Below are 22,425 nucleotides of genomic sequence, written 5' to 3'. Positions count from 1 at the left end.
GACCCGATTTGTGCGTATATGACATTGTTGGTGGCGTCGCGAGAATCGGAGGATTCTGATGTACGTCGTCAAGAGCTCGTTGCCCGAAGCGGACCTGAAGACCGTGGCTGAGGCCTTGCAGGGCGCACTGGTCGACTTGGTCGACCTCTCCCTGGTGGCGAAGCAGATCCACTGGAACGTGGTCGGACCACGCTTCCGCTCCGTCCATCTGCAGCTCGACGAGGTCGTGGACACCGCGCGGCTGCACTCCGACACCGTGGCGGAGCGCGCCTCGACACTGGGCGTCTCACCCGATGGACGCGCCGCGACCGTGGCCTCAAGCAGTGGAATCGGCTCGACGCCCAACGGCTGGGTCAAGGACACGGACGCCGTCGGGGCGCTCGTGGATGCGCTGAGCGCGGTGATCACGCGGATGCGGGAACGGGTGGCGGCGACCGGGGACCCCGATCCGGTGAGCCAGGACATCTTCATCGGGATCACGGCCGACCTCGAGAAGCACCATTGGATGTTCCAGGCGGAGAACGTCGAGGCGGAGAACCGTTGACCCGCCCGTTGCGCGGGCTCGGGGTGCGTCTGTGTGCTGCCGGTGCGCCCTGTCGGGCGTGAGGGCGGTGTTCTAGCTTCGGGCTGGAGGTGGCGGCCATGGCAGGGCGAATAGTGCGCTGGGGGGTGGTTCTGGGGCTTGGCGGGCTGTGGTGGTGGAGTGTGCTCCGGCTCGCCCTGGTGCCTGGCGCGGGGGTCTTGGAGGGGGCGGTCGCGGCCGGCGGCTGGGGGCTGAGTCTGCTGCCGGTGCACTGTGTTCCGAAGGCACGGGCGGGGCGGGGCGTGCGGGTGCCGTCGAGGGCGCGTGGGGCTGCTGTGGGGGAGTGAGGCGGGGGCGGTGCGGAGGGGGCTGGAGGCTGAGCCAGCAGTCGGTGTGCTGTGTTCCGAAGGCGCGGGTGCCGGCGGGGGCGCGTGTGCCTGCGGTGTGGTGGGGCTGGAGTGCTCCCGGTGGGTGTGGCGCTCGGGCGTCGCGGGTGGGGAGTGGAAAGGGGTGGCCGAGTTCCTGGAGCGGGGACTACCAGGGCATGGCGACGCCGCCGTTGGGGCGGAGGATCTGGCCCGTGGTGAACGCCGAGGCGTCGCAGGCCAGGTGCAGTACGGCGTGGGCGATGTCCTCCGGTTCGCCGACGCGGCCCAGCGGGGCCAGTCGGGCCATGAATGCCTCGGTGTGCGCCTGTGCCTCCCCGTCGTGCCGGTTGGTCATCGGCGTACGGATCCAGCCGGGCGCCACCGCATTGACGCGGATGCCGTGCGGGCCGATCTCCGTCGCCAGGGTCTTCGTCAACTGGACGACCGCCGCCTTCGCCGCGCCGTAGCAGAACAGGCCGGGGCCGCCCGTGTCTACGGCGCCCGAGGCCATCGTGATGATGCTGCCCCGGGTGCCGGTCTCGATCATCGCGCGGGCCGCTTCCTGACAGGCGTACAGCACGCCCTTGAAGTTGACGCTCAGTACGCGGTCCAGATCCTCGTCCGTGGTCTCCAGGACCGGGCTGCTGTGCATGATCCCGGCGACCGCCGCCATGACGTCGAGGCGTTCGCAGGATGCGACGGCCTGCCTGAGTTGTTCGCGGTCGGTCACGTCGAGCGGGTGGGTGTGGGCGGTGCCGCCCTGCCCCTTGATCAGAGTTGCCGTCTCGTGCAGGCCCTGCGCGTCGCGGTCCGCGCAGTGGACGGTGGCGCCCGCCTCGGCGAGCAGAACGGCGGACGCGCGGCCGATGCCGCTTGCCGCGCCGGTGACGAAAGCGGTGCGTCCGGTGAGGTCGTACGCTTTGAGGGCCATGAAGGGACCGTACGAGGGTTTCTGACGGGTCGTCAATTGGCTGTACGGCGGTGACCTGTGCGGGGTTTGGCGGCGCCCGGTGGCGGTGTCGGGCCGGTTTGGCAGGTCGGGCACCAGTAGGTGGGGCGCTCGCGTGAGCCGTCGCCCTGGTCGGCCGAGCGGATCGGGGTGTGGCAGCGCAGGCAGGGGCGGGCCGTGCGGCCGTACACGTAGAGGTTCTGGTCGCGTCCCGTGGCACTGTGTCCCTGGGTGCTGCGACCCGTGGTGTTGCGGGTCGGGCTGTCTCGGTTGGATTCGAGGAGCTTCTTCGCCAGGGCGGGCAGGTGAGCGACGCGGTCGGCGGCGAGTGCGCCGATGGGGAGCCAGGGGGTGACGCCGAGGAGGAAGCACAGCTCGCTCTTGTAGACGTTGCCGATGCCGGCGAGATTGCGTTGGTCGAGCAGGGCTTCACCGAGCGGGCGGGCTGGGTCGCGCAGCAGATTCTGCAGGGCCTTGTCCGGGTTCCAGTCCGGGCCCAGGAGGTCGGGGCCGAGGTGGCCCACGGCGCGGTCCTCGTCGGTGGTGCGGATCAGTTCCAGCACGGGGAGCCGGTATCCGACGGCCGTGCGGTCCACGGTGCCGAGGATGGCTCGGATCTGGTGGGCGGGGCCGCCGCTCCAGCGCTGCCCGTTCGCGTACACCTTCCACGAACCGTCCATCCGCAGATGCGAGTGCAGGGTCAGACCGCCCTCGATCCTGGTGAGAAGGTGTTTGCCCCGCGGGGTCACGTCCAGGACGGTGCGGCCGGTGAGGTCGGCGGTGGCATACCTCGGTACCCGCAGGTCGGAGCGGGTCAGCACTTTGCCGGCGAGGGCGGTGTGCAGTCGCCTCGCGGCTTGCCAGACGGTGTCTCCTTCGGGCATGGGTCCAGGGTGGCATGTCGGGGAGGGGGACTCGGGGTGCCTCGGGGTGCTCCGGCGGGTGGGCGGGTGTCTTTGGGGCAGGGGGCGGGTTGCTCGGAGCTGGTTTGTGTCTTTGGGAGGCGCTACGCGCGCAGGCGCAGTCCGCGGGGGGTCGCGATGAAGCCTGCTCCTTCCAGGAGGATGCCGAAGGGGGAGGTCAGGGAGGAGGTGCCGTTAACGCGTTCCACCGTGACCGTGCCGAGGGAGCCGGCGCGGGCCGCTGCCGCGAGGGACTCGGCGGCGGCGCGCAGACGGGCGTCCTGCGTGATGGTGCCGTCCGGGTCGGCGGGCCAGGCCAGCAGGGTCTTGCCGCCGCGCTCCATGTACAGCGTCAGTTCGCCGTCGACGAGCACGACCAGGGAGCCTGCCTTCCGGCCGGGCTTGTGTCCTGCGCCGGTCGGGGGCTCGGGCCACGGGAGGGCCGCGCCGTAGGCGTTGGCGGGGTCGGCGGCGGCAAGGACGATGGCTTGCGAGCTTGCGCGGCTGCGGGGGCGGGGGCGGTTGTTCGGGGGGCCGGCGATGTTGGGGAATCCAGGGCCCTCGGGGGAGGGGAAGGGGGAGGGGGCGCGGGTTGAGAAGGCGGAGCCGGCCGAGTCGGCGGAGAAGCTGTGGTCGTCGGTGAGGCCGGAGTCGGGTGGGAAGTCGGGGGAGTTCGCGGGGGCGAAGTCCTCCGGGTCGTGGAGGTTGTCGCGGTCGTCCGGATGGCTGGGAGCGTCGACGAAGCTGAGGGGGTCGGTCGGGTCGAGACCGCTGGGGAAGCCGGAGTTGTGGTCGTCGTCGCCCGGGAAGCCGGGAGCGCGTGGGGTGTCGCGATGACCGGCGGCGGCGCTGTGGGGTGGGGAACTGGCGTCGCCTGGGAAGTCCGGGGTGCCCGCGGAGGAGTGGCCGCCGGGAGAGTCTGCGCTGCCTGGAGAACCCTGTGTGCCTGAGGAGCCGCGGTCGGTCGGGAAGCTTGCGGCACTCGTGGAGTAGCGGTCGTCCGGGAAGGCGTGTTGGTCCGGGAATCCGTTCGGGAGGAGGTCCGGTTCGGACAGGGCTTCGCCCCGGTCCCGGGCGTTCGCCGCCGCGCGCAGGCGGTCCACCGCGCCGTCCATGGCGAACTGGGCCGCGCCGAGTCCTTCGACCACGTATCCGCGCCGTGCCTGGCCGCTGTCCTCGAAGGCGGACAGGATGCGGTAGATCGCGGAGAAACCGCCCTCGACGCCCTCGGCGGCGACAGCGCCTCGGGTCACCACGCCATGCCGGTCGAGCAGTGTGCGGGCCAGGGCATGGGCGCGCACGGTGAGGTCGGGCTCACGGTCGGGGAGCAGGGACCAGCGGCCTGCCACGGTCGGCGGGCCGGTACGGGACTGGGGGCGCGCGGCGCCGGTCACGGAGCCGTAGCGTCCGCGTGGCATCGAGCGCTTGGCGCGGTGCGCCGTGGATCCGGCGGTGCGGCCAGAGCCCAGAAGGGAGCGCATCGGGGCGAGTGTGTCGTTCGTGAGCCGTCCCGACCAGGCCAGGTCCCAGATCGCGTCGGCCAGTTGAGGATCGGTGACGTCCGGGTGCGTGGTCGCGCGGACCTGGTCGGTGATCTGACGGAAGAAGAGGCCGTAGCCCCCGGAGAGGGCGTCCAGGATGGATTGGTGGAGGGCGGTGAGCTCCAAGGGGTGTGGGGAGGGAAGGAGCAGCGGGGCGGCGTCCGCCAGGTACAGCGAGACCCAGCCGTCCTTGCCCGGCAGTGACCCGGCCCCGGCCCAGACCACCTCGCCGGCCGCGGTGAGCTCATCAAGGTGTGAGGGGGCGTAGCCGGTGACCCGGGACGGCAGGACGAGCTTCTCCAGCGCGGAGGCGGGAACCGACGCGCCCTGCAACTGCTCGATGGCGCGCACCAGTCCGTCGATGCCGCGCAGCCCATGCCCGCTGCCGATGTGCTGCCACTGCGGCAGGAACTGCGCGAGCGCGGCGGGCGGCACCGGCTCCAACTCGTGACGCAGAGCCGCGAGCGAACGGCGTCGCAGCCTGCGCAGCACCGCCGCGTCACACCACTCCTGACCGATCCCCGCCGGATGGAACTCCCCCTGTACGACGCGTCCGGCCGAGGCGAGCCGGTGCAGGGCGCCGTCCGTGACAGCAGTGCCGAGCCCGAAGCGGGCGGCGGCCGTCGTCGACGTGAACGGGCCGTGGGTGCGCGCGTACCGCGCGAGGAGGTCGCCGAGCGGGTCCTTGACCGGCTCGGTGAAGGCCTCCGGGACGCCGACGGGCAAGGCCGTACCGAGCGCGTCACGCAGCCGGCCCGCGTCCTCGATCGCGGCCCAGTGGTCCGCTCCGGCGACCCGGACCCGGATGGCGCGGCGCGAGGCGGCCAGCTCCTGGGCCCACTGCGGCTCGGCGCCGCGCTCGGCCAGTTCCGCGGCGGTGAGCGGGCCGAGCAGGCGCAGTCGGTCCGCGACGCCTTCGATGTCCTTGACGCGGCGGTCCTCGGTGAGCCACTGGAGTTCCCGCTCGAGCTCGGTCAGAACCTCGGGGTCGAGCAGCTCGCGCAGCTCGGCCTGGCCAAGGAGTTCGGCGAGGAGCCGTGAGTCCAGGGACAGGGCGGCGGCGCGCCGCTCGGCGAGCGGTGAGTCGCCCTCGTAGAGGAACTGGGCGACGTATCCGAAGAGCAGCGAGCGGGCGAACGGCGAGGGCTCCGGTGTGGTCACCTCGACCAGGCGCACCTTGCGGGACTCGATGTCGCCCATCAGCTCTGTGAGGCCAGGGACGTCGAAGACGTCCTGGAGGCATTCGCGAACGGCCTCCAGGACGATCGGGAACGAACCGTACTCGCTTGCCACCTCAAGTAGTTGGGCGGCGCGCTGCCGTTGCTGCCACAGCGGAGTGCGCTTTCCGGGACTGCGGCGCGGCAGCAGGAGGGCCCGAGCGGCGCACTCGCGGAAACGGGACGCGAACAGCGCCGAGCCGCCCACCTGGTCGGTGACGATCTGGTTGACGTCACCCTTGTCGAAGGCGACGTCCGCGGCGCCGACGGGGGCTTGGTCGGCGTCGTACTCCAGCCCGGCCTTCGTCGGTGCCTGGTCGAGCAGGTCCAGGCTCAGCAGATCGGCGTCGGGCAGCCGCAGCACGATGCCGTCGTCCGCATGCATGACCTGGGCGTCCATGCCGTAGCGCTCGGAGAGCTTGGCGCCGAGCGCGAGGGCCCAGGGGGCGTGGACCTGTGCGCCGAAGGGGGAGTGCACGACGACTCGCCAGTCGCCCAGCTCGTCGCGGAACCGCTCGACGACGATGGTGCGGTCGTCCGGGATGTGACCGCATGCCTCGCGCTGTTCGGCGAGGTACGAGAGCACGTTGTCGGCTGCCCAGGCGTCCAGTCCCGCGGCGAGCAGCCGGGGCCGGGCGTCTTCCTTGGGGAGGGAGCCCACCTCGCGGAGGAACGCGCCGACCGCGCGGCCCAGTTCGAGTGGGCGGCCGAGCTGGTCGCCCTTCCAGAACGGCAGCCTGCCGGGGACGCCCGGTGCGGGAGAGACCAGGACGCGGTCGCGGGTGATGTCCTCGATGCGCCAGGAGCTGGTGCCGAGCGTGAAGACGTCGCCGACACGGGACTCGTAGACCATCTCCTCGTCGAGCTCGCCGACCCGGCCGCCCCCCTTCTTGGGGTCGGCTCCCGCGAGGAAGACCCCGAAGAGGCCGCGGTCGGGGATCGTGCCCCCGGAGGTGACGGCGAGGCGCTGCGCACCGGGGCGCCCGGTGACCGTACCGGCGACACGGTCCCACACCACTCGGGGCCGCAACTCCGCGAAGGCGTCGGACGGATACCGGCCCGCGAGCATGTCGAGGACGGCCGTGAACGCCGACTCCGGGAGCGAGGCGAAGGGCGCCGCACGGCGGACCGTGGTGAGCAGGTCGTCGACCTGCCAGGTGTCGAGGGCGGTCATCGCGACGAGCTGCTGAGCGAGCACGTCCAGCGGGTTGGCCGGGACCCGGAGGGACTCGATGGAGCCGGTGCGCATCCGCTCGGTGACCACGGCGGCCTGCACCAGGTCGCCACGGTACTTGGGGAAGACGACGCCCGTGGAGACCGCACCCACCTGGTGGCCCGCCCGGCCCACGCGCTGGAGCCCGGAGGCCACGGACGGCGGCGACTCGACCTGGATGACGAGATCCACCGCGCCCATGTCGATGCCGAGTTCGAGGCTGGAGGTGGCGACCACGGCGGGCAGGCGGCCCGCCTTCAGGTCCTCCTCAACGAGGGCACGCTGCTCCTTGGAGACCGAGCCGTGGTGCGCGCGGGCGAGGACCGGTGGGGCGCCCTGTGCCGCGCCCGAGCCGCCCATCAGCTCGGCAGGGGCGTGGGCCTCTTCGAGGGGCTCGCCGGTCGCCCGCTCGTACGCGATCTCGTTGAGCCGGTTGCAGAGTCGCTCCGCCAGGCGGCGGGAGTTGGCGAACACGATGGTGGAACGGTGGGACTGGACGAGGTCGGCGATCCGCTCCTCGACGTGCGGCCAGATAGAGGGTTTCTCCGCGCCTTCGTTGGCATCGGCGACCGGGGAGCCGCCCAACTCGCCCAAGTCCTCGACCGGGACGACTACGGAGAGGTCGAATTCCTTGCCGGACGGCGGCTGGACGATCTCCACCCTGCGCTGGGGCGAGAGGTAGCGCGCGACCTCGTCCACCGGACGCACGGTGGCGGAGAGGCCGATGCGGCGGGCCGGCTTGGGCAGCAGCTCGTCGAGGCGCTCCAGGGTGAGCGCGAGATGGGCGCCGCGCTTGGTGCCCGCCACCGCGTGCACCTCGTCCAGGATCACCGTCTCGATGCCCGTCAGCGCCTCGCGCGTGGCCGACGTCAGCATCAGGAACAGCGACTCGGGGGTGGTGATCAGGATGTCCGGCGGACGGATGGCGAGGGCGCGGCGCTCGGCGGGCGGGGTGTCGCCGGAGCGGATGCCGACCTTCACCTCGGGCTCGGGCAGCCCGAGCCGCACCGACTCCTGCCGGATGCCGGTGAGCGGACTGCGCAGGTTCCGCTCCACGTCCACCGCCAGGGCCTTGAGCGGTGAGACGTACAGCACCCGGCAGCGCTTCTTGGGGTCGGCAGGCGGCGGGGTCGAGGCCAGCTGGTCGAGCGCGGCGAGGAACGCGGCCAGAGTCTTGCCGGAGCCGGTCGGGGCGACGACAAGGACGTCCGAGCCCGCACCGATGGCCGCCCACGCCCCGGCCTGGGCCGCGGTGGGCGCGGAGAACGCCCCCGTGAACCAGCCGCGGGTCGCGGGGGAGAAGCCGTCGAGGGCTCGGTGTGCGGAGCTGACCATGCGTCCATCCTGCACCCGGCCACTGACAATCGCTCTGACCTGCGGAAATGTGATGGCGGAGGTTGTGCCGGGGGACGGAAGGCCGTACGGCGGCAGTGGCGCCCGTCGGCTGGGCCGCCTCGGCCGGTGGGAGCGGCCTCGTACGGGTGCGCCGAACGCGACCTCAGCCGGAGGCTCGGCTTACGGCATGAGGCCATCGGCACCGCTGACGCAGAATGGGGGCATGGCGGGTTCGGCGGAGAAGGCGCGGCACTGGCAGTACGCGGAACTGCCCGGTGTCGACCTGCTGCGGGCCCGATACGTCGAGAAGATCTTCGTGCGGCATACCCACGAGAACTTCGTCATCGCCGCCATCGCCGACGGGGTGGAGGTCTTCCACCATGGCGGCGCCGACCAGTACGCGGGCCCGGGCACCCTGGCGCTGGTCAACCCCGACACTCCGCACACCGGCCGCGCGGGCGTCCCCGAGGGCTGGCGGTACGGGGCGGTGTACCCGTCGCCGGAACTGGTGGCCGAGATCGCCGCCGAGACCACCACGATCCGGGGCACCCCAGGATTCACCAGCCCGGTGCTCGACGACGCGTACGCCGTGCATCTCGTCCACCAGGTGCTCAGGGCAGCGGACGAGGGCAACGCGCTCGCCGCCGACACCCTGCTACGGGTCGCCGTGACCCGGCTGCTGCGCCTGAACGGGGGCACACTGCCGCAGCGGGCCGTGCACACCGCCGGCGCCCGGATCGCGGCACGCGCGCGTACCGTGCTGGAAGAGCGGATGGCCGATCCCCCGCCACTGAAGCGGCTCGCCACCGACCTCGGCACCAGCCCGTTCGCGCTGCTGCGCGCGTTCCGCGAGGCCTACGGCATGCCGCCCCACACCTGGCTGACCGATGCCCGCGTACGCCGGGCCCGTCACCTCCTGGACAGCGGTTCCGCACCCGCCGAGGCAGCCGTGGCCGTCGGCTTCACCGACCAGCCGCACCTCAACCGCCACTTCACCCGGATCGTGGGCGTGCCCCCGGGCGCTTACCAGCGGGAGCGCAAGAACGTACAAGACGGCGACGGGCCGCTGCTCCTACCGTCCGGGGTGTGGCAGAACAGACAGCTCTTGCAGAAGCACATGAAGAAGACGGTGGAAAACCCGACGCGGCCGTCGTCCGAGACGCTCTGGGAGTCGGGGTCGCCGTCGGACTGTCCGGTTTCGCCTTCGGGGTGACCTCGGCAGGTAGCGGGCTCACTCTGTTGCAGACCTGCGCGCTCAGCCTGCTGGTGTTCACCGGCGCCTCACAGTTCGCGCTCGTGGGCGCGCTCGCGGCCGGCGGGAACCCGCTCACGGCGGCCGCGGGCGCTTTCTTCCTCGGGGTGCGCAACGCGTTCTACGGACTGCGTCTGTCGCAACTGCTGGCCCTCCCGCGCGCGGTGCGCCCGTTCGCCGCGCAGTGGGTCATCGACGAGACCACGGCGGTCGCCCTCGCCCAGCCCACCCGTCGTAGCGTCCGCATCGGCTTCACGGTCACGGGGCTCACCCTCTACGTGCTGTGGAATCTCACCACGCTGCTCGGCGCTGTCGGCGCCGAGGCCATCGGAGACACCGATGCCTGGGGGCTGGACGCAGCAGGGCCCGCCGTCTTCCTCGCACTGCTCGCACCGATGCTGAAGACCACCACGGAGCGTGTGGTCGCGGGTTTCGCGGTCCTTCTGGGCCTCGGTCTGCTCCCCGTGCTGCCCGCCGGGGTCCCCGTCCTGGTCGCCGCGCTCGCCGCTCCCGTTGCCCTCTACGTAGAGGGCCGCCGCAGTGCGAAGGCCGCCGACGAAGCACCAGGGGAGGACCGATGAATATCTGGATCGCGATCGGCGCGACCGCTGTCGGCTGCTATGTCGTCAAGCTCATCGGGCTGCTGGTCCCCGCCGGCGTACTGGAGCGGCCGCTCGTCCAGCGACTCGCCGCACTGCTGCCCGTCGCCCTCCTTGCCGCCCTCACGGCTCAGCAGACCTTCGCCGACGGGCACGTCCTGGTGCTGGATGCGAAAGCAGCGGGGCTTGCCGCGGCCACCGTCGCACTGATCCTGCGCGCCCCCTTCCTGCTCGTGGTCGCCGCGGCCGTGCTGGTGACGGCCGGGGTGCGGGCGATGACGGGGTGAGGAGCGGTGCAACAGGTTTCGTGGTGGAGAGGGGCGCGGCAGACCCATGGGCCGCCGCCGTCGCCTTGGAGCCGGCGGCCCGTACCGTCCGTGGCCCGTCGCGGCACCCGCGCGGTCAGCCGATGGAGCGGCCGTACGCCCGTAGGGTGCGCAGCGCCTCGATCGTCACGATGGGGCGGCACTCCAGGGCCGTGCCCGGTGCCCACTGGCGCCAGCGGATCGGCCAGCCGCCGTCCTCCTGCTGATCGTTCGCCAGGTGGTCGAGTGAGCGCGTCATCTCCTCGTCGGTGAACCACGCGCGCGCGAGTGAGCCAGGGGTCTTCGCGTAGTCGTGGGGGAAATGGTGCTCACCGGGCGCGTAGCCGGGCGCGACCGGGAACGCCTCCAGGCGCTCCGGGTCCAGCGCCGCGAGCCGGTGTTCGCGCACCAGGCGGCCCAGCCGGTCGGCGGCTGCCTCTGCGCGCGGGCGGTCGGGCGCGGAGTCCAGGAAGGTCACGGCGGCCTCGATCTCGTACGGATGTGACTTCTCCAGGGAGTCGATCGCCTGCCAGCAGAAGTCCGTCGCCCGGAACAGCCAGGCGTGCCACACCTCGTTGCGGTGCAGCAGGCCCACCACGGGCCCGGTGGCGAGAAGTTCGCTCGGCGGGTTGTCGACGACCGGCACGAAGGGAGCCGTCGGATAGCCGCGCTGGCTGGGATGGATCGTCGGCAGCGCGCCGTCCGGCGTCGAGACAGCGGTCAGATAGCGGCACACACGCTCCACGCGCTGTCCTCCACAGCGCCCGATCGAGTCGAGCACGCGCAGCGCGTGCCCGGTGTGCAGCGGCTGGCTGACAGGGCCGCGCAGATCGGGCTCCAGCGCGTGACCGTAGCCGTCGTCGTCATTGCGATAGGCGGCCAGCGCGGTCTCCACCGCGTCGGCGCCGCCGACATCGCTGTTCAGAAAGTGGTATTCGTAGCGGCGCTGCTCCAGCACGCGCGCGGTGAGCCAGACGAAGTGCTCGGCGCGCGCCAGCGGGGAGTGCGCCGGGGGCGTCGGGGGGAGTGGGGATGCTCCTGAATCGGCCATGGGTCCGACCGTAGGACGGAAAGCGGTCTCGGCAAGGGGTCCCGGCTCGGGCCCACCCTCAGGAGCGGGATACTGGAGTCATGCGGTTGACGGTCTTCTGGCAGCGGATGGCAGATCACTTCGGTGCGGGATACGCCGAAACCTTCGCGCGCGATCACGTGATGACAGAGCTCGGTGGGCGGACCGTTCAGGAGGCGCTGGACGCGGGCTGGGAGGCCAAGGACGTGTGGCGTGTGGTGTGTGCGGCCGTGGATGTTCCGTACGAGAACCGCTGACGGGGCACGAAGATCCGGGGGCGGCGCTCGATTGTCGGTGGCGTGGGCGAGACTTGCTCCGTGGCCCCGACAGATGAGACCTCTCAGGTCGCCCAGCAGGCATCACCGTTCGGCACGACGCCGCCCGCCGGCCCCCCGGCCGGGGACGCCGTCGAGCAGGGCGGACGCATGCCGCGCTGGCTGCCGCGCGCCATGGTGCTGGCCCTCGCGCTCATCGCCGTGTTCCAGTTGGGCAGTTGGGCGTTCCACGAGCTCACCGGCCTGCTGATCAACATCCTCATCGCGTTCTTCCTGGCACTCGCCATCGAGCCCGCGGTGAGCCGGATGGCTTCGCGGGGCATGCGCAGGGGGCTTGCCACGTTCCTGGTCTTCCTCGGCCTGTTGATCTTCGCCGCCGGATTCGTCACCCTCCTCGGCTCCATGCTCGCGGGCCAGATCATCAAGATCGTCGAGGACTTCCCGAACTACCTCGACTCCGTCATCAACTGGGTCAACGCGCACTTCAACACCGACCTGAAGCGGGTCGACGTACAGGAGGGTCTGCTCCGCTCCGACTGGTTGCGCAACTACGTCCAGAACAGCGCCACCGGCGTCCTGGACGTCTCCGCCCAGGTGCTCGGCGGCCTCTTCCAACTGCTGACGATCACGCTGTTCTCGTTCTACTTCGCCGCGGACGGGCCGAGGCTGCGCCGCGCACTCTGCTCGGTACTGCCGCCCGCCCGGCAGGCCGAGGTGCTGCGCGCGTGGGAGATCGCCGTGGACAAGACCGGCGGGTATCTGTACTCGCGCGGCCTGATGGCGCTCGTCTCCGGCGTAGCGCACTACGTTCTGCTGGAAGCCCTGACTGTGCCCTACGCGCCCGTGCTCGCCGTCTGGGTGGGCCTGGTCTCGCAGTTCATCCCCACCATCGGCACCTATCTCGCGGGCGCTCTGCCGATGCTGATCGCCTTCACGGTCGATCCCTGGTACGCGCTGTGGGTGCTGATCTTCGTCGTGATCTACCAGCAGTTCGAGAACTACGTGCTGCAGCCCAAGCTGACCGCGAAGACCGTCGACATCCATCCTGCGGTCGCCTTCGGATCGGTCGTCGCGGGCAGCGCCCTCCTCGGCGCGGTCGGTGCACTGATCGCCATCCCCGCGGTCGCCACGCTCCAGGCATTCCTGGGTGCCTATGTGAAGCGGTACGACGTCACGGACGACCCCCGGGTGCACGGTCACCGGGAACCGGGCTCGAGCCCCCTCTTCGCGCGGGTGCGGCGGTTGTTCAACAGGTGAGGACGGCCCGGACTCGGGCTCCTGTGCCGACGCCACGGTTGAGGCGCGAGGCCGGCGGTTCAGTCGGTGTCGGAGCGCGAACGTACTCTCGGTGATGCCGCGTGGTGCGCTTGACACCAAAATCGAACATCCATTCTCATGGAGTCTCCGGCGGAGTTCTCTACGGGGATTTCGGCAGGGTTTTCACGGAGATGTGCCCGAGTTATCCACAGGCCGGACGGGCGTCGGAGCGCATTGTCAGTGGCAGGCGTTAGCGTCTTTGACGTGAAGCGATCGACTCAAGTAAATCGGGTGGAACCCATGGCAGGAACCGACCGCGAGAAGGCGTTGGACGCCGCACTCGCACAGATTGAACGGCAGTTCGGCAAGGGCGCGGTGATGCGCCTGGGCGAGCGGCCGAATGAGCCCATCGAGGTCATCCCCACCGGGTCGACCGCGCTCGACGTCGCCCTCGGCGTCGGCGGACTCCCGCGCGGCCGAGTGGTGGAGGTGTACGGCCCGGAGTCCTCCGGTAAGACAACGCTGACTCTGCACGCGGTGGCGAACGCGCAGAAGGCAGGCGGCCAGGTGGCCTTCGTGGACGCCGAGCACGCCCTCGACCCCGAGTACGCGAAGAAGCTCGGCGTCGACATCGACAACCTGATCCTGTCGCAGCCGGACAACGGCGAGCAGGCGCTGGAGATCGTGGACATGCTGATCCGCTCGGGCGCGCTCGACCTGATCGTCATCGACTCCGTCGCCGCGCTGGTGCCGCGCGCGGAGATCGAGGGCGAGATGGGCGACTCGCACGTGGGTCTGCAGGCCCGTCTGATGAGCCAGGCGCTCCGCAAGATCACCGGTGCGCTGAGCCAGTCCGGCACCACCGCGATCTTCATCAACCAGCTCCGCGAGAAGATCGGCGTGATGTTCGGCTCCCCGGAGACCACGACCGGTGGCCGGGCGCTGAAGTTCTACGCCTCGGTGCGGCTCGACATCCGGCGCATCGAGACGCTGAAGGACGGCACCGACGCAGTCGGCAACCGCACCCGCGTCAAGGTCGTCAAGAACAAGGTCGCGCCGCCCTTCAAGCAGGCCGAGTTCGACATCCTCTACGGGCAGGGCATCAGCCGTGAAGGCGGCCTGATCGACATGGGCGTGGAGAACGGCTTCGTCCGCAAGGCCGGCGCCTGGTACACGTACGAGGGCGACCAGCTCGGCCAAGGCAAGGAGAACGCGCGCAACTTCCTCAAGGACAACCCCGATCTCGCCAACGAGATCGAGAAGAAGATCCTGGAGAAGCTGGGCGTCGGTGTGAGGCCGGAGAAGCCCACTGTCGAGCCGGGTGCGGACGCGGCGGTCTCGGTCGCATCGGACGGGGCCGCCAAGACGGTGCCCGCTCCGGCGGCCAAGGCCTCCAAGCCCAAGACCGCGGTGGCCAAGAGCTAGCCGATGACGCGACGAACCGACTGGGCCGAGTACGCCTACCCTGCTGCCCCGGAGGGGCAAGAGCAGGGGTACGACGGGGGCGTGGGTGGCTCGGCCGGAGATGGTGCGAGGGCGTACGGCGGTGACGGGGCGTACGACGGTGGGACGTCCGGTGTCGACGGGTTCCACGGCGGCGATCCGGACGGCACGGGGGCGTCGCCGGAGAGCGGCTCACGGGGCGGCGAGGGCCCGCCTTGGGGCGACGGTTCGCCCAGCGGCGGCTCGCGCCGGGGCGGTGGCCGACGTGGTGACGGCGGGCCGCGCGGTGGACGAGGGCGCCGGAGGCGTGGCGGTTTCGGTGAGTCGTCCGGCGACCCGCAGGACGGAGGTGCCCCTTCCTCGTCGAGGGCCGAGAAGGGGGAGCCCCCAGCGGACCCGGCTGAGCGGGCGCGGGCGATCTGTCTGCGCCTGCTCACCGGGACCCCGCGCACACGGAAACAGCTCGCGGACGCGCTGCACAAACGCGAGATCCCCGACGACGTGGCGGAGAAGGTGCTGTCACGCTTCGAGGAGGTCGGCCTGATCAACGACAGTGCCTTCGCCGATGCCTGGGTGGAGTCCCGGCATCACGGCCGGGGCCTGGCCAGACGGGCACTCGTGCAGGAGCTGCGGACCAAAGGCGTGGACTCGACGCTGATCGACGAGGCGGTCGGACAGCTCGACTCCGAGCAGGAGGAGGCGACCGCGCGCGAACTGGTCGCCCGCAAGTTGCGCTCCACCCGCGGTCTCGACCGGGACAAGCGTCTGCGGCGCCTCGCGGGCATGCTCGCTCGCAAGGGCTACCCCCAGGGCATGGCCCTGCGAGTGGTCCGCCAGGCGCTGGAGGAAGAGGGCGAGGACACGGAAGGTCTTGAGGACGAGGGGTTCTGATCCGGCGGGGGGCCGGTAAAGAACCGCAGGCACGACCTGAAGAACTGCACGTCGCACGCGAAGACCTCCACGTGCGACGTGCGGAACTCCGACCACATCAGTGCGCTCGGGACGCGGACGAACCGGAAGGTGTGCCAGCGACTCGTGCCGAGCGAGCGCAGCGGCAGGGAAGAACTCCTCGTACCGGCTTCGGACTACGGGTTTCGGACCAACTTGTCAGCGGAAGGCCGACCGCCTTGTTTGGGCTTCGGACCAACTCGTCACCGGAAGCCCGGCCGCCTTGTAGGGCTACGGACTAGCCCGTCACCGGAAGCCCGGCCGCCTTCCAAGCCTGGAAGCCTCCGACCAGGTCGGTCGCCCGGTGAAGTCCCAACTGCCGCAAGGACACAGCGGCGAAGCTCGATGCGTACCCCTCGTTGCACACCACCACTACCCGCAGGTCGTGGCTCGTGGCCTCCGGGGCGCGGTGGCTGCCCTGGGGGTCGAGCCGCCACTCCAGTTCGTTGCGCTCGACGACGAGGGCGCCGGGGATCAGGCCGTCGCGTTCGCGGAGGGCGGCGTACCGGATATCGACCAGGAGGGCCTCGCCGGCCTGCTCGGCGTCGTGGGCCTCCTTGGCCTCCACGCGGTCGAGCCCCTCGCGGACCTGGTCCAGCAACTCGTCCACACCCAGTGGGCGTTGAGCGGTCACTGCCAGTCCTCCGGGCGCTCGACCTGCTCCAGGCGCAGCACCTGACCCGTACGGCTGTAGCGGCGGATCCGGGGCAGCGGCGGGTAGTAGGCGTGGACCGAGATCGCGTGTTCCTCGGTGGACTCGTTGAGCACCTCGTGCACATGGTGGCGGCCGAAGGCGCGGCCCTTGCCGGCCGTCAACCGGCGCTCGCGGTCCACCCCTTCGGTGAGTTCGAGGGTCTTCCAGCCGTCGGTGGGAAGTCGAGCGGCGAGCGAGTACTCCTTGAGTTCGCCCGACGCGGTGAGGAAGGCGCCGACCGAGTCGGCGTGGTCGTGCCAGCCGGTTCCGGTGCCGGGAGGCCAGCCGATGAGCCAGGCCTCGCTGCCTCCGGGGCCTTCGAGACGTACCCAGGTGCGGCCCTCGGGATCGAGCGGCAGCGAGGCGATCAGCTCGAGGTCGGCGGCGCTGCGGCGCACAAAGTCGAGCAGCTCGGCCTGGGTGGGAGTTTGCGGGGGAGCGGAAACAGAGGGTGACACAGACACACGTACCGTCCTGAAGGTTTCGCCTGGGAACCCGCGGCCATGGAGGGTCGGCTCACGCGGGGAGAAGGATGCGAATCAGCAGGACGGGTGACAGATGCAGCCCGCATAGCGGAGCAGGTCCATATGGACCCTCCGCCACAGGTGCACACAGGTATCGGTCACGATCCGGAGTACACCATGGCGGTGGAGAAGGGTCAACTGACAGTCACTATGTGGACCACCTGGTGTTCGACACCTCGGGGCAAGGTTGAGCGACCGCAGGATCAGCGCTGTGGGCGGCCTTGAGTGACCGTCCCATGGCCACCCCGGACGGCCTGGGAGGGAACATCCGGATCAGCGTTCCCGGCGGGCTTCGGCGAGCGCCGGATCAGTGCTCTGGGCGGGCTTGAGTGATCGCCCCATGACCACCCAGGGCGGGTTTGAATGACCGACCTCCCAGGACCACCCAGGGCGGCCAGGAGGGACCGCCCCATGAGCGCCCCGGGAGGCCTGGAAGGGCCGCCCGGATCAGCCCGTACTCGCCGTTGCCTCCGCCGTTGCCTCCGTCTTCGCCGGTCCGCCCAGCGTGGCCTCGGCCGCCGCGTACAGATCGGCCGGGCGGACCCCGCTCAACGCGGTGACCAGGTGCCCGTCGGGACGGACGAGCAGTACGGTGTGTGCGGCCGCGCCGGGATAACTCTCCGCGACCAGCAGTTCGGCCGGGTGCGGCAGCGCGGTCACGGCTGCCGCGAGCCGGGGCATGATTCCGGCCGTCACCCAGTGCTTGCGCTCCCACACGCCGGTGCCCGGTGCGATCAGCACGACCAGCAGCACCCCGCGCCCGAGCCGTTCCCGCAACGGTACGAAGGAGCCGTCCTCGGCCGTCACCCGTACGTCGACGACCGGCGCACCGGGCGTCGTGTCCACGGGAATCTCCGACTCGGCGTACGGAGGCGCGAGGGGTGAATCGGCGTACGCCCCCGGCGCGCCCAGCGGACCGCGCCCCAGGTGACCGTCCGTGAGGAGCGTGTCGTGTCCCCGGGCCGATCCGGGGACGTATGAGCGCAGTCCTCCGCCGCCGCGCAGCAGGGGCAGTGTCTGGTCGGCGGCCCGCAGTCGGCCGGCGACGACCGCGCGTCGCTCGGCCTGGTAGCTGTCGAGCAGCGCCTCGTGCGGCCCGTGATGCCAGGCCAGCGCCAGCTTCCAGGCGAGGTTGTCGGCGTCCCGCAGCCCCTCGTCCAGGCCCTGTGCGCCGAGCGCGCCGAGCAGGTGCGCGGCGTCCCCGGCGAGGAAGACACGGCCGGACCGCCACCGGCGGGCGAGGCGGTGGTGGACGGTGTGGACTCCGGTGTCGAGCAGCTCGTACGGAGGGGTGGAGCCGCCGCTCCAGCCTCCGAGGGTCTCCCGGATACGCGCCACCAGCAGGTCGGGCGTGACCAGGTCCTTGCCCGGGGGCAGCAGCCAGTCCAGCCGCCACACGCTGTCGGGGAGGGGGCGTGCGGTCACCTCTCCGGCCCAGGGGCCCGACGTCCGCCACGGCGGCATCCGGTGCAACAACGCCTCGCCGGGCCAGGGAAGTTCCGTACGCAGCGCTGCTACGGCGTGTCGTTCGACGGCGGTACGGCCCGGGAAGCGGATGTCCTGGAGTTTGCGCACCGTCGAACGTGGTCCGTCGCAGCCGACGAGGTAACTGCCGCGCCACCAGGTGCCCTTGGGGCCGCGGGTGTGCGCGGTGATGCCGGAGGTCTCCTGCTCGACGGAATCGAGACGGCTGTTCGTGGCGATCTTGACGAGTCGTTCGCCCGCGATGGCCCCGCGCAGGGCAGCGGTGAGGGTGTGCTGGGCGAGGTGTAAGGGGGCGCCGAAGGATTCGGCAGCGCCCGGAACGTCCGCACCGGCGGGGCCCACCGCGCGGCCCGGGCGCTCCACGTCCTCGGAACCCTCTTGACCGAACCTGATCTCGCCCATCACCTGCTTGCGCCGCATCGACCGCCATCCGGCCCAACGGAGACCGGTCTCGGAGAGGGGGGAACCCGTCAGCCGCTCAACGAGTGCGGCCGTGTCCTCGCGCAGAACCACCGTTCGCGCGGGGCGCTGTTCCTCCTTGCCCGGTCCTTCGTCCAGGACCACGGAGGGGACCTCCTGGCGGGCGAGCGCAAGGGCGAGCGTGAGCCCCACGGGCCCCGCTCCTACGATGATCACCGGGTCCACGGCGCGGTGCCCCCTGCCCGGAGCGGTGCCCTGAGGGACGTACGGGAACAGGCAGGTGGAGCGGGGTGCACGATCACAGAACGTATGCAACCTATTGCCAGTGCTTGCGTCAAGTGACGGAGGCAGTGGCGATCATGCCACTGCCTCCGTGTCGTTCAAGCATGTCGTTCAAGCCACTTGACTGTACATCAGATCATCGGGGTGGCTTGTCGGTGAAGGTGAAGCCGCTCGGGCCGCCGCCCTCGCCACCGGTCCCGAAACCGCCCCCCACCGCGGCGGGGTTGATCTCCACCGCATCCTCGCCGAGGACCACGCCCGTGCCCTTCTTGCTGCGCCGCAGCCTGGCCTCCAGCCAACTGGCGAAGCTGGTGAGGATGAAGTTCACGATGATGAAGATGACCGCCACCACGATGAAGCTGGGGATGACGTTGGCGTAGTTGGCCGCCAGCGTGCTGCGCGAGTTGAGCAGCTCGGTGAAGCCCAGCATCACGCCGCCCAGCGCGGTGTCCTTCACGATGACGACGAGCTGGCTGACGATGGCCGGCAGCATCACGGTGACGGCCTGCGGCAGCAGGATGTTGGTCATCGTCTGGCCCTTGCGCAGACCGACCGCCATGGCCGCCTCAGACTGCCCCTTGGGCAGGGAGAGGATGCCTGCTCGTACGATCTCGGCGAGGACCGAGGCGTTGTAGAGCACCAGGCCGGTGACGACCGCGTAGAGAGGCCGTTCTTCGCTTCCGATGTTCGTGGAGCGGACGTAGAACTCGTTGGCGAACAGCATCAGCAGCAGTACGGGGATCGAGCGGAAGAACTCGACCACCGTGCCGGCCGCGCCCCGCACCCACCGGTGGTCCGAGAGGCGCGCGATGCCGAAGAACGCGCCCAGCGGAAGGGCGATCACCATGGAGATCGCCGCGGCCTTCAGCGTGTCACCGAGGCCCGGCAGCAGGTAGGTCGTCCAGGCCTGCGACGTGGTGAACGGCTGCCAGAGGTCCCACTTCAGCTGGCCCTTGCCGTCCATGGTCTGCCAGATCCACCACAGGAAGAGGGCAAGCAGGACGAAGAAGATCACCGAGAAGATCACATTGCGCCGCTTGGCGCGGGGACCCGGGGTGTCGTAGAGCACGGAGGTCATCGCTTCACCGCCAGTCGCTTGCTCAGCCAGCCGAGGAGGAGGCCGGTCGGCAGGGTCAGTACCACGAACCCGAAGGCGAAGACCGCACCGATGGCGACCGTCTGGGCCTCGTTCTCGATCATTGCCTTCATTAGAGCGGCAGCCTCGGCGACGCCGATCGCGGCCGCCACCGTGGTGTTCTTGGTCAGCGCGATCAGTACGTTGGCCAGCGGGCCGATGACCGAACGGAAGGCCTGCGGAAGGACGATGAGCCGCAGGACCTGACTGAAGCTCAGCCCGATGGCGCGTGCCGCCTCGGCCTGTCCGGGAGGCACGGTGTTGATGCCGGAGCGCAGCGCCTCGCAGACGAAGGCGGCGTGGTAGCCGACCAGACCGAGTACGGCAAGGCGGAAGCCCTGGGTGTCGAAATTGTCGGGCGCTCCCATCGTCACGCCGAAGATGTCGGCGAGGCCGAGCGAGGTGAAGACGATGATGACGGTCAGGGGGATGTTCCGGACGATGTTCACGTAGGCGGTGCCGAATCCGCGCATGAGCGGGACCGGGCTGACCCGCATGGCGGCGAGCAGGGTGCCCAGGACCAGGGAGCCGAGGGCGGAGAGGGCGGTGAGTTTCACCGTCATCCAGAACGCCCCGAGGACGTCGTAACCTTCAAGAAAGTCGAACACGATCTCCCGCGCTTCCGGGTGTGGGGCTTACGTGGAGGGCATGGCGCGCCGCCGCCCTGATCGCTGCGGGCGGCGGCGCGCCACGGAACCCTGCGTTGCTGTGCCGGAGCCTTGCGTTACGAAACGATGTTGCCGATCTTCGGCGCGGGCTCGTTCTTGTAGCCGGCCGGACCGAAGTTGGCGTCGACCGCCTTCTGCCAGGAGCCGTCGCTGACCATCTTCGTCAGGGCAGCGTTGATCTTGTCCGTGGTCGCGGTGTCGTCCTTCTTCAGGCCGATGCCGTAGTTCTCGTTGCTCAGCTTGAGACCGGCGAGCTTGAACTGGCCCTTGTACTTGTCCTGCGCGGCGAAGCCCGCGAGGATCGAGTCGTCGGTGGTCACCGCGTCCACGGCGCCGCTCTGTAGGGCGGCGATGCACTCCGAGTAGCCGGCCTGCTGCTTCAGCTGGGCGTCCGGGGCGATGTCGTTCTTGACGTTCTGCGCCGAGGTGGAACCGGTCACGGAACACAGCTTCTTGCCGTTGAGGTCCGTGCCCTTGGTGATGTCGGAGTCCGACTTGATGAGCAGGTCCTGGTGGGCCAGCAGGTAGGGGCCGGCGAAGTTGACCTTCGCCGCGCGCTCGTCGTTGATCGAGTACGTCGCCGCGATGAACTTCACGTCGCCGCGGGCGATCGCGTTCTCACGGTCGGCGCTCTTGGTCTCGACGAACTCGATCTTGTCGGCGGGGTACCCGAGTTCCTTGGCCACGTAAGTCGCCACGTCCACGTCGAAGCCGGAGAAGGAACCGTCGGGCTCCTTGAGGCCGAGACCGGGCTGGTCGTACTTGATGCCGACCTTGATCGTGCCGCCGCCGCTGGAACCCGAACCGGCGTCGTTGCTGTCGTCGCCACCGCACGCGGTGGCGGACAGGGCGAGGGCGAGTACGGCGGCCGAGGCAGCGGTGACCTTGCGAAGCTTCATGGTGAACATCCTTTGGAAGAGGACGGATGCGGGCCGTCGGTGACGAGACGTGCAGACGATCAGTGGTGCAGGATCTTCGAAAGGAAGTCCTTGGCCCGGTCGCTCCGGGGGTTGCTGAAGAACTGGTCCGGCACAGCCTCTTCGACGATGCGTCCGTCGGCCATGAACACCACCCGGTTGGCAGCCGAACGAGCGAAGCCCATCTCGTGGGTGACGACGATCATGGTCATGCCGTCGCGCGCGAGCTGCTGCATGACCTCCAGCACCTCGTTGATCATCTCGGGGTCGAGCGCCGAGGTCGGCTCGTCGAAGAGCATGACCTTGGGATCCATCGCCAGCGCCCGAGCGATCGCCACGCGCTGCTGCTGGCCACCGGAGAGCTGAGCGGGGTACTTGTCCGCCTGCGTGCTGACGCCGACGCGGTCGAGCAGTCCGCGGGCCTTCTCCTCGGCCACCTTCTTGTCGGCCTTGCGGACCTTGATCTGGCCCAGCATCACGTTCTCGAGCACCGTCTTGTGCGCGAAGAGATTGAAGGACTGGAAGACCATGCCGACATCGGCCCGCAGCCGAGCCAACGCCTTGCCCTCGTCCGGCAGTGGCTTCCCGTCGATCGCGATGTCCCCGGAGTCGATGCTCTCCAGACGGTTGATGGTGCGGCACAGGGTGGACTTACCGGACCCGGAGGGCCCGATGACCACGACGACCTCGCCACGGGCGATCGTCAGGTCGATGTCCTGGAGAACGTGCAACGCGCCGAAGTGCTTGTTGACGCTCTTCAGGACGACCAGTTCTTCGGTCGCGGCCACGGCGTCCTTGGCCACCGATACTTCGGTCATCGCTTTTTGGCTCCGTCCTCGCGGTTTGGGAGGACAGTAGTGACCCCGTACGACCAGCGTCATTACATCTGAGGGGAAATTGAGCATAACGATCCGATAGCGGGCGGCCACTCCCCGTAATGATCATCATCATGCTGCGTAGCGATCACCGCCATGCCGCGTACCGGCTGGATAACGGAAGTCGCGCGCAACCAGAACCCCCTTGACGCCGTCCTTGACTATCGGCGTGACTACACAGGGTGCACGCGCATGTATCCATGTTCATGTAACACGCGCTTTTTGCCAC

General features: G+C 70.0%; 20 protein-coding genes. 8 read left to right on the top strand and 12 right to left on the bottom strand.

The features are described from left to right. Positions 1-58 precede the first annotated feature (58 nt). Complete coding sequence (locus tag ACIPC1_RS22640; RefSeq protein ID WP_402519477.1) at positions 59-544, top strand: Dps family protein; 486 nt, start codon at positions 59-61, stop codon at positions 542-544. 513 nt (positions 545-1,057) lie between these two features. Here ACIPC1_RS22640 and ACIPC1_RS22635 read toward each other — a convergent pair. The 3 genes from ACIPC1_RS22635 to ACIPC1_RS22625 form a co-directional block, all read right to left on the bottom strand. Then, the gene (locus ACIPC1_RS22635) at positions 1,058-1,822 is read right to left on the bottom strand and encodes an SDR family NAD(P)-dependent oxidoreductase (RefSeq protein ID WP_402519473.1); all 765 of its coding nucleotides are present in this window, start codon (positions 1,820-1,822) and stop codon (positions 1,058-1,060) included. A 32-nt stretch (positions 1,823-1,854) separates the two neighbouring features. Further along, positions 1,855-2,724 carry an Fpg/Nei family DNA glycosylase gene (locus ACIPC1_RS22630; RefSeq protein ID WP_402519469.1) on the bottom strand — a complete coding sequence of 290 codons (870 nt, stop codon included), beginning with the start codon at positions 2,722-2,724 and terminating at the stop codon, positions 1,855-1,857. A gap of 122 nt (positions 2,725-2,846) precedes the next feature. Then, entirely contained in the window at positions 2,847-8,048 is a 5,202-nt protein-coding gene (locus tag ACIPC1_RS22625) for an ATP-dependent helicase (protein WP_402519466.1), read from the bottom strand. Positions 8,049-8,271: 223 nt separating this feature from the next. Here ACIPC1_RS22625 and ACIPC1_RS22620 point away from each other — a divergent pair, with 223 nt between their 5' ends. Genes ACIPC1_RS22620 through ACIPC1_RS22610 form a run of 3 tightly spaced genes read left to right on the top strand, consistent with a single transcriptional unit; the run spans position 8,272 to position 10,186 of the window. Continuing rightward, on the top strand, positions 8,272-9,261 hold the full coding sequence (locus tag ACIPC1_RS22620) for an AraC family transcriptional regulator (protein ID WP_402519463.1): 990 nt from the start codon (positions 8,272-8,274) through the stop codon (positions 9,259-9,261). Continuing rightward, positions 9,213-9,881 (top strand): AzlC family ABC transporter permease, encoded by a 669-nt coding sequence (locus ACIPC1_RS22615; RefSeq protein ID WP_402519581.1) that lies wholly within the window; start codon positions 9,213-9,215, stop codon positions 9,879-9,881. Before ACIPC1_RS22620 ends, ACIPC1_RS22615 begins: the two co-directional genes overlap by 49 nt. Further along, positions 9,878-10,186 carry an AzlD domain-containing protein gene (locus tag ACIPC1_RS22610; protein WP_402519460.1) on the top strand — a complete coding sequence of 103 codons (309 nt, stop codon included), beginning with the start codon at positions 9,878-9,880 and terminating at the stop codon, positions 10,184-10,186. Before ACIPC1_RS22615 ends, ACIPC1_RS22610 begins: the two co-directional genes overlap by 4 nt. 115 nt (positions 10,187-10,301) lie before the next feature. Here ACIPC1_RS22610 and ACIPC1_RS22605 read toward each other — a convergent pair whose 3' ends face one another. After that, the gene (locus ACIPC1_RS22605) at positions 10,302-11,255 is read right to left on the bottom strand and encodes a hypothetical protein (RefSeq protein WP_402519457.1); all 954 of its coding nucleotides are present in this window, start codon (positions 11,253-11,255) and stop codon (positions 10,302-10,304) included. Positions 11,256-11,335: 80 nt separating this feature from the next. Between ACIPC1_RS22605 and ACIPC1_RS22600 the strand changes: the two genes are divergently transcribed. The 4 genes from ACIPC1_RS22600 to recX all read left to right on the top strand — a co-directional run bounded on the left by ACIPC1_RS22600 (position 11,336) and on the right by recX (position 15,139). After that, positions 11,336-11,530 (top strand): DUF3046 domain-containing protein, encoded by a 195-nt coding sequence (locus tag ACIPC1_RS22600; protein WP_384391537.1) that lies wholly within the window; start codon positions 11,336-11,338, stop codon positions 11,528-11,530. 60 nt (positions 11,531-11,590) lie between these two features. Continuing rightward, the gene (locus ACIPC1_RS22595; protein ID WP_402519453.1) at positions 11,591-12,805 is read left to right on the top strand and encodes an AI-2E family transporter; all 1,215 of its coding nucleotides are present in this window, start codon (positions 11,591-11,593) and stop codon (positions 12,803-12,805) included. Between the two features lie 300 nt (positions 12,806-13,105). Continuing rightward, positions 13,106-14,230, top strand: coding sequence for a recombinase RecA (gene recA / locus ACIPC1_RS22590; RefSeq protein WP_402519450.1), 1,125 nt, complete (start codon positions 13,106-13,108; stop codon positions 14,228-14,230). A 3-nt stretch (positions 14,231-14,233) separates the two neighbouring features. Further along, positions 14,234-15,139 (top strand): recombination regulator RecX, encoded by a 906-nt coding sequence (gene recX / locus ACIPC1_RS22585; RefSeq protein ID WP_402519447.1) that lies wholly within the window; start codon positions 14,234-14,236, stop codon positions 15,137-15,139. A gap of 295 nt (positions 15,140-15,434) precedes the next feature. Here the strand turns inward: recX and ACIPC1_RS22580 are convergent, their stop codons facing one another. The 8 genes from ACIPC1_RS22580 to ACIPC1_RS22545 form a co-directional block, all read right to left on the bottom strand. Beyond that, positions 15,435-15,830, bottom strand: a complete 396-nt coding sequence (locus ACIPC1_RS22580; RefSeq protein WP_402519444.1) for a rhodanese-like domain-containing protein — start codon at positions 15,828-15,830, stop codon at positions 15,435-15,437. After that, positions 15,827-16,354: a cysteine dioxygenase gene (locus tag ACIPC1_RS22575; RefSeq protein WP_402519442.1), complete on the bottom strand. Its 528-nt coding sequence runs from the start codon at positions 16,352-16,354 to the stop codon at positions 15,827-15,829. The genes ACIPC1_RS22580 and ACIPC1_RS22575 overlap by 4 nt, the downstream gene beginning before the upstream one ends. 75 nt (positions 16,355-16,429) lie before the next feature. Continuing rightward, complete coding sequence (locus tag ACIPC1_RS22570; protein ID WP_402519578.1) at positions 16,430-16,501, bottom strand: putative leader peptide; 72 nt, start codon at positions 16,499-16,501, stop codon at positions 16,430-16,432. 360 nt (positions 16,502-16,861) lie between these two features. Beyond that, a complete protein-coding gene (locus ACIPC1_RS22565; protein ID WP_402519439.1) occupies positions 16,862-18,544 on the bottom strand; it encodes an FAD-dependent monooxygenase in 1,683 nt (560 codons plus the stop codon). A gap of 193 nt (positions 18,545-18,737) precedes the next feature. Beyond that, positions 18,738-19,679, bottom strand: coding sequence for an amino acid ABC transporter permease (locus ACIPC1_RS22560; protein WP_402519436.1), 942 nt, complete (start codon positions 19,677-19,679; stop codon positions 18,738-18,740). Next, positions 19,676-20,344, bottom strand: a complete 669-nt coding sequence (locus ACIPC1_RS22555; protein ID WP_402519434.1) for an amino acid ABC transporter permease — start codon at positions 20,342-20,344, stop codon at positions 19,676-19,678. Before ACIPC1_RS22555 ends, ACIPC1_RS22560 begins: the two co-directional genes overlap by 4 nt. A 116-nt stretch (positions 20,345-20,460) precedes the next feature. Beyond that, complete coding sequence (locus ACIPC1_RS22550) at positions 20,461-21,303, bottom strand: glutamate ABC transporter substrate-binding protein (RefSeq protein ID WP_402519432.1); 843 nt, start codon at positions 21,301-21,303, stop codon at positions 20,461-20,463. Positions 21,304-21,362: 59 nt separating this feature from the next. Next, complete coding sequence (locus ACIPC1_RS22545) at positions 21,363-22,139, bottom strand: amino acid ABC transporter ATP-binding protein (protein WP_402519429.1); 777 nt, start codon at positions 22,137-22,139, stop codon at positions 21,363-21,365. Positions 22,140-22,425 lie beyond the last annotated feature (286 nt).

The organism is Streptomyces sp. NPDC087263 (assembly GCF_044744645.1).
Classification (GTDB): Bacteria; Actinomycetota; Actinomycetes; order Streptomycetales; family Streptomycetaceae; genus Streptomyces.
This window is presented reverse-complemented; position numbering and strand designations above follow the sequence as displayed.